The 9,421-nt window shown below is 41.1% G+C and carries 8 protein-coding genes; 7 read left to right on the forward strand and 1 reads right to left on the reverse strand.

Going from position 1 to position 9,421, the window contains the following annotated elements:
• Positions 1 to 92 precede the first annotated feature (92 nt).
• From EWV60_RS04860 to EWV60_RS04880, 5 genes are all read left to right on the forward strand, one after another.
• Positions 93 to 299 carry a CU044_2847 family protein gene (locus tag EWV60_RS04860; RefSeq protein WP_287231341.1) on the forward strand — a complete coding sequence of 69 codons (207 nt, stop codon included), beginning with the start codon at positions 93 to 95 and terminating at the stop codon, positions 297 to 299.
• On the forward strand, positions 299 to 2,200 hold the full coding sequence (locus tag EWV60_RS04865) for a VMAP-C domain-containing protein (protein WP_287231343.1): 1,902 nt from the start codon (positions 299 to 301) through the stop codon (positions 2,198 to 2,200). Before EWV60_RS04860 ends, EWV60_RS04865 begins: the two co-directional genes overlap by 1 nt.
• 8 nt (positions 2,201 to 2,208) lie before the next feature.
• On the forward strand, positions 2,209 to 3,231 hold the full coding sequence (locus EWV60_RS04870) for an AAA family ATPase (protein ID WP_287231345.1): 1,023 nt from the start codon (positions 2,209 to 2,211) through the stop codon (positions 3,229 to 3,231).
• Entirely contained in the window at positions 3,224 to 5,878 is a 2,655-nt protein-coding gene (locus EWV60_RS04875; protein WP_287231347.1) for a formylglycine-generating enzyme family protein, read from the forward strand. Before EWV60_RS04870 ends, EWV60_RS04875 begins: the two co-directional genes overlap by 8 nt.
• A gap of 641 nt (positions 5,879 to 6,519) precedes the next feature.
• The gene (locus tag EWV60_RS04880; protein WP_287231349.1) at positions 6,520 to 6,807 is read left to right on the forward strand and encodes a hypothetical protein; all 288 of its coding nucleotides are present in this window, start codon (positions 6,520 to 6,522) and stop codon (positions 6,805 to 6,807) included.
• A 136-nt stretch (positions 6,808 to 6,943) separates the two neighbouring features.
• On the opposite strand, the gene EWV60_RS04885 is transcribed toward EWV60_RS04880, so the two are convergent.
• On the reverse strand, positions 6,944 to 7,216 hold the full coding sequence (locus tag EWV60_RS04885; protein ID WP_002791728.1) for a hypothetical protein: 273 nt from the start codon (positions 7,214 to 7,216) through the stop codon (positions 6,944 to 6,946).
• Between the two features lie 401 nt (positions 7,217 to 7,617).
• Between EWV60_RS04885 and EWV60_RS04890 the strand changes: the two genes are divergently transcribed.
• Both EWV60_RS04890 and EWV60_RS04895 read left to right on the forward strand, forming a co-directional pair.
• Positions 7,618 to 8,508, forward strand: coding sequence for a formylglycine-generating enzyme family protein (locus EWV60_RS04890; protein ID WP_287231351.1), 891 nt, complete (start codon positions 7,618 to 7,620; stop codon positions 8,506 to 8,508).
• A gap of 226 nt (positions 8,509 to 8,734) precedes the next feature.
• Positions 8,735 to 9,109, forward strand: a complete 375-nt coding sequence (locus tag EWV60_RS04895) for a putative quinol monooxygenase (protein ID WP_002735682.1) — start codon at positions 8,735 to 8,737, stop codon at positions 9,107 to 9,109.
• Positions 9,110 to 9,421: the final 312 nt, after the last annotated feature.

Below are 9,421 nucleotides of genomic sequence, written 5' to 3' on the forward strand. Positions count from 1 at the left end.
TAACCTATTTGTGCCTTAAGTCCTTTCCTGTATGAATTTCAGCTACTTTTGAGCGTAGTTGCTCTCATCGAATTTTATTTTAAGTTAATTATTTGCATAACAATTCCCGAAGAGCCATAATTAATAAGATCAAAAGTTTGAATGAACCAGCCGATCAGGTAGAGGTAAAATTCGGGATAAAAATGACTGTTGGACTAGGGGCTATTATTGCATCTGGCAGCGCCGATGTTAACTATGAAATTACCCTAAAATGGGATAACAAGGAAAAAAATAATCAAAAAATAGTTTCAGAGGAATAATGATTGAAGATATAGAACTTTCGATTGTAAGAATCTATAAACTAAGGGAAAATAAAAATGATGAAATAATAATTGTTGGAGCGGGGTTTCTCGTTTCAGAAGAGTATATTATTACCTGCGCTCATGTTGTTAATCAATCAATAGGAGAAAATGTAACATCTACTAAGAAACCCACTGAAATTATCGAGTGTGATTTTCCTCGAATTGCATCGGGTACATCTTTAGAAACAACCGTAGAGGTTTGGCATCCGGTTAAATTTAACAGCAACGATCCGCAGGATATTGCTGTCTTAAAACTCAAGAATAAGGATTTAAAACCGCCAAAAGCTCAACCATCAAGATTGATTAGTCATCAAAATATTAGAATAGATGGGCATCAATTTCAAGCCTTTGGTTTTCCAAATGATCTAGGAATTTGGGCTGATGGAGAAATCAAAAAAGGGATTGCCTATAATCAAATACAAATAGAGGGAAAAACAGTAACGGGTGAACGTTTACAAGCTGGATTTAGTGGGACTGCTATCTGGGATAAAGAATTAGAAGGAGTGGTGGGAATAGCTGCAATTGAGCATGATAATCCTGAAGCAAAAATTGCATTTTTTATTCCAGTATATATGTTGTTCAGAGCTTTTCCAGAGTTATTAGATACTCCTACAATCAAAATCAATGGATATATTCCTGAAATTATAATCTTGCTAAAAAACAATTATACTGAATTGGAAAAACAGCTTAAATTGGCTTATCAAAGCCTTTTGTCCGACGTAGGATTTCAGTTAGTTAGTTGTAGTTTACCCACAGAAATATTATTATCTAATTTAACTGAGCTTATTGACATATTAGATCAACAAGTTTTACAAATATCGACTGAATTGCAACTAAAAGTTACCTGGTTACAGATATTAATTGGTTATCTTATTCTGGAAATTAAACAGGGAAAAAGCTACAGAAATGAACTTAAACAATGGCTACAAAAATATCTAAAAAACGATTGGGAAAGTTTAGTTCGTCTATTAGAATTTAAACGTGAACAAAAGAGAACAAATTTAACTGGGAGGACGGAACAAGAAAAAGAACCTTGTTTGCTAGTTAGTGTCACTAAAGAAAATAACGGTTTGAGACTCAGGAGTTGGATTATTGAAGATGTAAAACACTATGATCCTACTCAAGAATCTCCACAAAAACGAAATTATTGTAAATCTTTACAGTCGAATGAAGGAATTATAATTAAGAATTTAGAGCAGCAGTTTTTTATTCAGTATTTGAAAGATGTTTATCAAGAGGCATTAAATCTTTGTCAATGTTCTATTAATAAGATTCAGATATTTTTTCCCTATAAATTAATTGAAAAAGAAATTGAGCCAATTGATTTACTAACAATCGATAAAAACCCTTCCTTTGCTCCTCCGCCTATAGGGAAAAAATATGAAGTAATAGTTAGATTTTCAGAAAGGCTAAAGACTACACTGGATCAGGAAAGCTTGCTTTGGCAAAATAAGTGTAAAAAATTAAAAGAAAAAAAAGGCAAAATTGTGGCCACAATTACAGAAATTTGTGGTTTTTGTGATAGTGAACCCTTTGAATTATATAAGAAAATTATACCAGAGAATATTATAGGAGCAAGATTAGAAATTCTTCGAGAATCCCATCGAGAAAATGTCATGGAAGCCTTTTACTATGCGGGAATTCCCCTCGCTGTTTGGGTACGCGAAGCTGAAAATTTTGAATGTCAGGAAACCTTGGAGAATATCTGTCATCAATGTAACCTAGAAAACCTATCAGCACATCTCAAAGAAAAAAGGCTCACAGATTGGGGAAAACCTAATCATATTGGGAATCATCTATCATTACTTTGGGATGACTACCAGCTTGTTCCCCCCAACTATCCACTTTTGATGCCATAAATTGAATTATGAAAAACTGGGAAATTTTTAAAGGAAATCAAAAACCCACAGACTACGATTGGTCATCACTAGAAACCCCCAGCTGGCGACCTTTTGGCAAAGAAAAGCAACCGGGAGAAAGTCGTCGTAAGCATCGGGGAGAAACCTTTCTAGTGCGCGAAGAAGAGAGAAAAATGGTCAATGCAGCCTTGTATTTACGGCGACCTTTATTAGTAACAGGCAAACCCGGAACCGGAAAGTCATCTCTTGCCTATAAAGTCGCCCAGGAATTAAAATTAGGAGAAGTATTATACTGGCCGATTACCACCCATACTACCCTAAAAGATGGACTTTATAACTATGATGCGATCGGTCGATTACAGGAAGTTAAATTACTGGAACGAGAGCAAAAAGAATTAACCCCAAAAGAACGAACAGACCAATTAAAACAGATTGAAAAATATATTACCCTTGGACCCTTGGGAACCGCACTATTAGAGTCAGAAAAGCCAAGAGTACTGTTAATTGATGAAATTGATAAGAGTGATATCGATTTACCCAATGATTTACTCACCTTATTTGAAGAAGGACGCTTTGAAATTCCCGAATTAGTTAGGCTAAAAGAAGAAGTCCCAAGCGTTGAAGTACGAACTGCTTATACCGATACAACCGACGTTACCCAGAAAGATATAAAAACAACTATAAAAGATGGTTTAGTTATCTGTAACGCTTTTCCTTTTGTGATTTTAACTAGCAATGGAGAACGAGACTTTCCCCCACCTTTTTTGCGTCGTTGTCTCCGTTTAACTATGAAAGAACCGGAAAAACCCGACTTAATTAAAATAATTGAGGCCCATTTAAAAGAAACAATTGCTAACAATCCAGACATCGATAAACTGATTGATAACTTCATTCAAAAGCGCAATTCACAAACCCTAGCCACGGATCAATTACTTAATGCTATTTTTATGGTCAAAAAAGGAGCTATATCAACTGAAGATGACCTTATTAATCAACTTTTGAAAGATTTGGGGAGGGTAGAAGATGAGTGAATCCCCATCCAATTCATCAATTAAAAAACTATTAGATTATCTAGAGCAAACAGGACTACTCGAACGGTTACAACTCAGTGATGAAGATGTAGCTGATAGTATCTGGTTGGCCCTACAAATGGGAGTTGAAGACTTGCAATCAACGCCAATATTTCCAGAAAATAAACAGCCAATAGATTCATCAACTTCTAATAAAATAGAGGAAAACTTAGAGGATATTCCAGAAGATACTCTATCAAAATCCCAGCCAAATGTCGATGTTATTACCGAAGAATCTCTCCCCAAAGAAATAGAAAAACCCACCCCAATCCAAGACTTTCCTTTTCAAGTTCCTGCTGCTCCTGCATTACAGACAGCACTCTTGATTAGTCGCGCTTTGCGTCCTTTCATGGGAAAAGTTCCCTCAGGGACTAAAACGATTTTAGATGAAGAAGCAACCGCTTCTTTTATTGCAGAAAGGGATATTTGGCTACCCGTGACTAAACCCCAACCGGAACGCTGGTTAACCCTCGAATTAGTAGTAGAAGAATCTAGATCCTCTTTTATTTGGCGAGAATTAATTAATGAGTTACAAAATCTCTTAGAAAATCAAGGAGCATTTAAAACCGTCAGAGTTTGGCAACTATCAACCTCAAATAATCAAGAATTACAGTTAGTAAGACGCAGAAAAAAAGGTAAACCGGGACAACGTTATCACCCCCATAAAGAACTTATTCATCCCAGGGGACGGGGATTAGTTTTGCTAGTAAGTGATTGTGTCTCTCCTCTCTGGCAAAAAGCCTTAATTCATCCTTGGTTAAAAGATTGGTCAGAAAAACAACCCACCGCTATTCTGCAACTTTTCCCCGAAAGATTATGGAATAGTACCCAACTAGGACGGGGACGTAAACTCTTTACCACTGCTTTAACTGCTGGTGTTCCCAATCCGAAATTAATCTTAAAAAATTATCCCCAATGGCTACCGATTAACTGGCAAAATACCCTTCTTATTCCCGTAATCACGTTAGAAATAGAAGTCCTCAAACAATGGGCAAAAGTTGTCGCTGGTTCAGGTAATGCTCAGATTTCTGCCTTTTTATTTGATTTAGAATTTATTAAACAACAAATTATTGAAATTCCCCCTATGTCCAGAGAGGAAAATAAGCAAGACAGCGAGGATAAAAACACCATTAAAAATAAGGCCGAGGCAATGGTCGAGCGATTTTTTGCCACCGCGTCAGAACCGGCCAAAAAACTAGCAAAAATGATGGCAGCTGCCCCGGTAAGTATGCAGGTGGTCAATCTTATTCGTAAAACTCTTTTAAACGAAGTGCGTCCCGTTCATGTGGCAGAATTCTACATGGGAGGTTTATTAAAACCGATTGTAGAAAATGAAGAAGGACAGTATCGAGTCTATGACTTTTTACCCGGGGTACGTCAAGTCTTAAATGATGCTATCGGTAGGCGACAAACTATCAAGGTACTCGATGCTATTTCCCAATATATTGCTGGGGAAATTAAAAGTCCTATCCGCAGTTTTGTCGCTTTATTAACCCTATTACCCACCTATCCCCCAGAACAAAGAGAAAAAATTCTTCCCTTTGCTCAAGTCAGCATCGAAGTCTTACGCAATCTGGGGGGAGAATACGCAGAATTTGCCGAAAAAATCGCCGTTAATATCTCCAATCCCCTTCCAATCCCTCAATCCTCGCCACCTCCCTTAAAAACCTCTATCTTTGACGTTGCCACCATCGAAATCCTAGAAACCCGTACCTTTGAATTTACCCTGGCAACCATAGAACGTCAGTCTCAAAGTCGTTTTGAACCAGAAAAATGGGTAATTAAAAAGGAAAAAAGGCAAGCAGAAGGCATTGTCGAAAAACTAGCCGAGGGAGTCGAATTGGAATTGATGGAAATCCCCGGCGGCACATTTATGATGGGAACCGAAGACGAGGAAATCGCAAGACTGGTGAAAAAATTTGGTTGGGATGGATTTAGACGAGAAAAACCCCCACACCCAGTAACCGTTTCCTCTTTCTACATGGGGCGTTATCCCATCACCCAAGCTCAGTGGCAAGCTATCGCCGCAACCGCTAAAATAGACATCGACCTAGAGACAAACCCTTCTCACTTTAAAGGGAATGAGCTACCCGTAGAAAGAGTCCACTGGTATGAAGCAACAGAATTCTGTAAACGACTATCAAGGGAAACAAAACGGGAGTATCGGCTACCGAGTGAGGCAGAATGGGAATATGCCTGTAGAGCGGGGACAACAACCACCTTTCACTTTGGGGAAACGATAACGGCAGATTTAGCTAACTATCGAGCTACTGAAACCTATGCCCATGAACCAAAAGGAGAATATCGAGGTGAAACAACCCCAGTGGGCTATTTTAAGGTAGCTAACGCCTTCGGGTTGTACGATATGCACGGAAACGTTTGGGAATGGTGCGCCGATACCTGGCACGATGACTATAAGGATGCGCCGACGGATGGCAGTGCTTGGACAAAAAATGGGGATGATAATCGTTCTCCATTGCGGGGCGGTTCTTGGTGCCTCTTTCCAATTAACTGCCGTTCCGCTTTCCGCGACTTCGGCTCTCGCCGCGACTTCTTCAACGGCGACAACGGTTTTCGGGTGGTGTGCGGTGCTGGGGGGACTTTGTAACCGTTTTTCCCTTTTTTTCCCTTTTTACCCTCATTCCCTTTTCTGGAATTTTTTTGGGCAAGCTATAGCACAAGTGTATTAGTTTAGGGGTTATACTAAATCTGGTTATTTGGGTTCTCCCCCCTGCTCCCCTTGATAAGGGGGGTGTCGATCCCCCCTGCCCCCCTTGATAAGGGGGGTGTCCATGAGCAGAAAACGGGTTTCTCGGAGAAACCCGTTTTCTGTGCTGAAAAAGTACGGGCGAAGCATTCGGATAGAAAATCTCCGGTTTCACCGATAGGTTATTGCCCGAATGCTTCGCCCCTACAGGACGCGGGCCGATGAAGACGCGAGGTTTTGAACGACGATTCTCTCAAAATCTTGCACCTGTTTCGCGAGAAAAGCCCCAAAATCCTTACTTTGCCTACATTTCACATTTATTCAGCAAGCCCTAAGTAGTTGGTTATAATTAAATTAAAAATGGATTTTAGGTTCGATCCCCCCTGCCCCCCTTGATAAGGGGGGTGTCGATCCCCCCTGCCTTCCTTGATAAGGTTCGATCCCCCCTGCCTTCCTTGATAAGGGGGGTGTCGATCCCCCCTGCCCCCCTTGATAAGGGGGGTGTTGCCTTTTCTCATCTTAAAAAAACAGGAGATAGGACAATGACATCGATCGAATTGCGGCAAAAACTAATCAACCAAATTGATCGGCTGAGTTTTGAAAAACTTCTCGTTGTAGAAAAGCTGATCGAAAGTTTAGAAAGTCATTTACCAGAAACTTCAAAAAATATAGATTCTGCCCCAGAATCTCCAGCTTCAACAAATACTTATTTAGAAGATGATCCAATTATAGGAATGTGTTCTGGTGTAATTCCTAATCTTTCGGAGCGAGCGGAAGAAATTTTAGAAACAGCCATTAAACCTCCATCGGGATGGACATGGAAAGAATGAATTCTCTTGCTGATACAGGATTCATTGTTGCACTGATAGATTCTCAGGATTCCCATCACCGGGAAGTAAAAAACATCTATCTTCAGCAACACTCCCCTTATTAAGTTGGGAAGATTCATTTTACCAACAACAAAAACTAACTCGAACTTTCCACGAGGCGACCGGTAACATATTTGTGTAGGATGCTAGAGATAAGTGTTTGATAGGGAATACCTTCCTCTATTGCCTTAGCTTGAAGCGCTTCCAAATCTAGGGAAGACAGAAGTAAAGTAATTTTTTTATCTTGAGTCAGCGTCTCCTTAGCATAGGACTTCAACTCAGCCATTCTAGCCGGCGTTGCCACAGAAACCCACTCATCATTGTTATAGGATTCGAGGATATCTTTTTCTTCAGGAGTTAACTTAGTCATGATTATTTTTATCTCCGAGATATTTTTTAGTTGCTTTTCTAGAAGGGATGATAGTCTTAAGAAAGAGTTCCGAGGAAACTTTAGTCCTTATCCTGCTTGAAGTTGCCTATTTTTTTCTTGACTCCACCGAATTGTTTTAATGCGCCTAAGTAGGCAGGTGTTAAAAACTTTCAGATGCCCCCCTTATCAAGGGGGGTAGGGGGGATCGATGCCCCCCTTATCAAGGGGGGTAGGGGGGATCGATGCCCCCCTTATCAAGGGGGGTAGGGGGGATCGATGCCCCCCTTATCAAGGAAGGCAGGGGGGATCGATGCCCCCCTTATCAAGGGGGGTGGGGGGGATCGAACCCAAAATCCATCTTCAATTTAATTATAACCAGCTACTTAACCACTCCATTAAACATGACTAAATTAATCATTCACCGACAGCAACGAGAAGCACAATATTACACCGAGAATTTAGGGGAAGGGATTAATCTCGACATGATGCTTATCCCTAGCGGTTCCTTTCAGATGGGAACCCCAGATCAAGAAATAGAAAGACTCTGTAAAGAATACGATCGAGACTATTTCCAAAGAGAAAGTCCTCAACACACCGTTAATATTTCAGCTTTTTTCATGGGACGCTATCCCATCACCCAAGCACAGTGGCGAGCGATCGCCGCAACTGCTAAAATAGACATCGATCTAGAACTAGAGCCTTCCCACTTCAAAGAGCCATATCAAGAGCAGGATAGATGGACAAGACCCGTAGAACAAGTAAAATGGGAGCAAGCAACAGAATTCTGTAAACGATTATCAAGGGAAACAAAACGGGAGTATCGGCTACCGAGTGAGGCAGAATGGGAATATGCCTGTAGAGCGGGGACAACAACCGCTTTTCATTTTGGGGAGACGATTACCACAGATTTGGCTAATTACAGCGGAACTGATTGGGAAAGAGACAAAAAAGTTTATCCAGGGAATTATGGAAGGGGACCAAAAGGCATTTATCGAAAACAGACGACACCAGTAGGCTATTTTAAGGTAGCTAATGCCTTTGGTCTGTACGATATGCACGGAAACGTTTGGGAATGGTGCGAGGACGATTATCACCCTAATTATCAAGGCGCAGCCACTGATGGGAGTGCTTGGATTAGAAAGAACAAATATACTACAAAAGTGCTGCGGGGCGGTTCTTGGTACAGAGATCCGTATTACTGCCGTTCTGCTTTCCGCTTCAACTTCCTCCGCCGCGGCAACAACATCCACTACGGTTTTCGGGTGGTGTGCGGTGCTGGGAGGACTGTGTAACCCTTTTCCTCTTTTTTCCCTTTTTACCCTTGTTCGATTTTTTTGGGCAAATGTACTATATGTGTACTACAAAGGGATTGAGAGAATGATCTCTCTTTTGTCAAAGTGGGTTGAAATCTTGATTTCTCCTAGCCTGAAACGACGTAAATTCGTTAAAATTTTCAAGACTGACAGAAGAGACCACAAACACGAGGTATCCCTCCGCACCACCTAAAAGGAGAATCTAATGTTCAAAATCGATACTTGCTGTACCCTCGTACCCTACTTTGAAGTACCAGAAGGAAAAATTGCTGCGTTCAAGGAACTAAGCCCCAAGTTCATTGAGAGAACCCGCACCGAAGAGGGCTGTATCCATTATGCTTTTTCCTTTAGCGGCAATATTCTTCATTGCCGCGAGGGTTACGTCGATGCTTCCGCAGTTCTTGCCCACCTGCAAAACGTCGGGGAACTGCTAGACGAACTTCTCAAAATCGCCAAGATTATTCGCCTAGAAGTTCACGCTCCCGCTGCCGAAATCGAAAAGCTGCGGGAGCCGTTGGCTTCTCTTAACCCTCAGTTCTTCATTCTCGACGAAGGTATTCGCCGCACCAGCGAAGCCTAACCCCAGACTGACAGAAAAGAGAAAAAGTAAACTAGAGAGTATAAATAAAGGATCCTTGTCCCCCATTATCCCTAGATTCTGGTTTCTTCTCTGAAAGAAACAAAAAAGCACCCCCTCGCGGGAGTGCCTTTTCGTTCAGACTAGGAATTAACCATTGATAGCAGGAGCGGTCAGAGCTACAGGAGCCTGTTCGCCACTAGCTAAGTCTAAGGGGAAGTTGTGAGCGTTGCGCTCGTGCATTACTTCCATACCGATACCAGCGCGGTTTAACACATCGGCCCAAGTACCGATTACACGACCTTGAGAATCGAG

Source organism: Microcystis sp. Msp_OC_L_20101000_S702, assembly GCF_007095705.1.
GTDB classification, from domain to species: Bacteria; Cyanobacteriota; Cyanobacteriia; order Cyanobacteriales; family Microcystaceae; genus Microcystis; species Microcystis ichthyoblabe_A.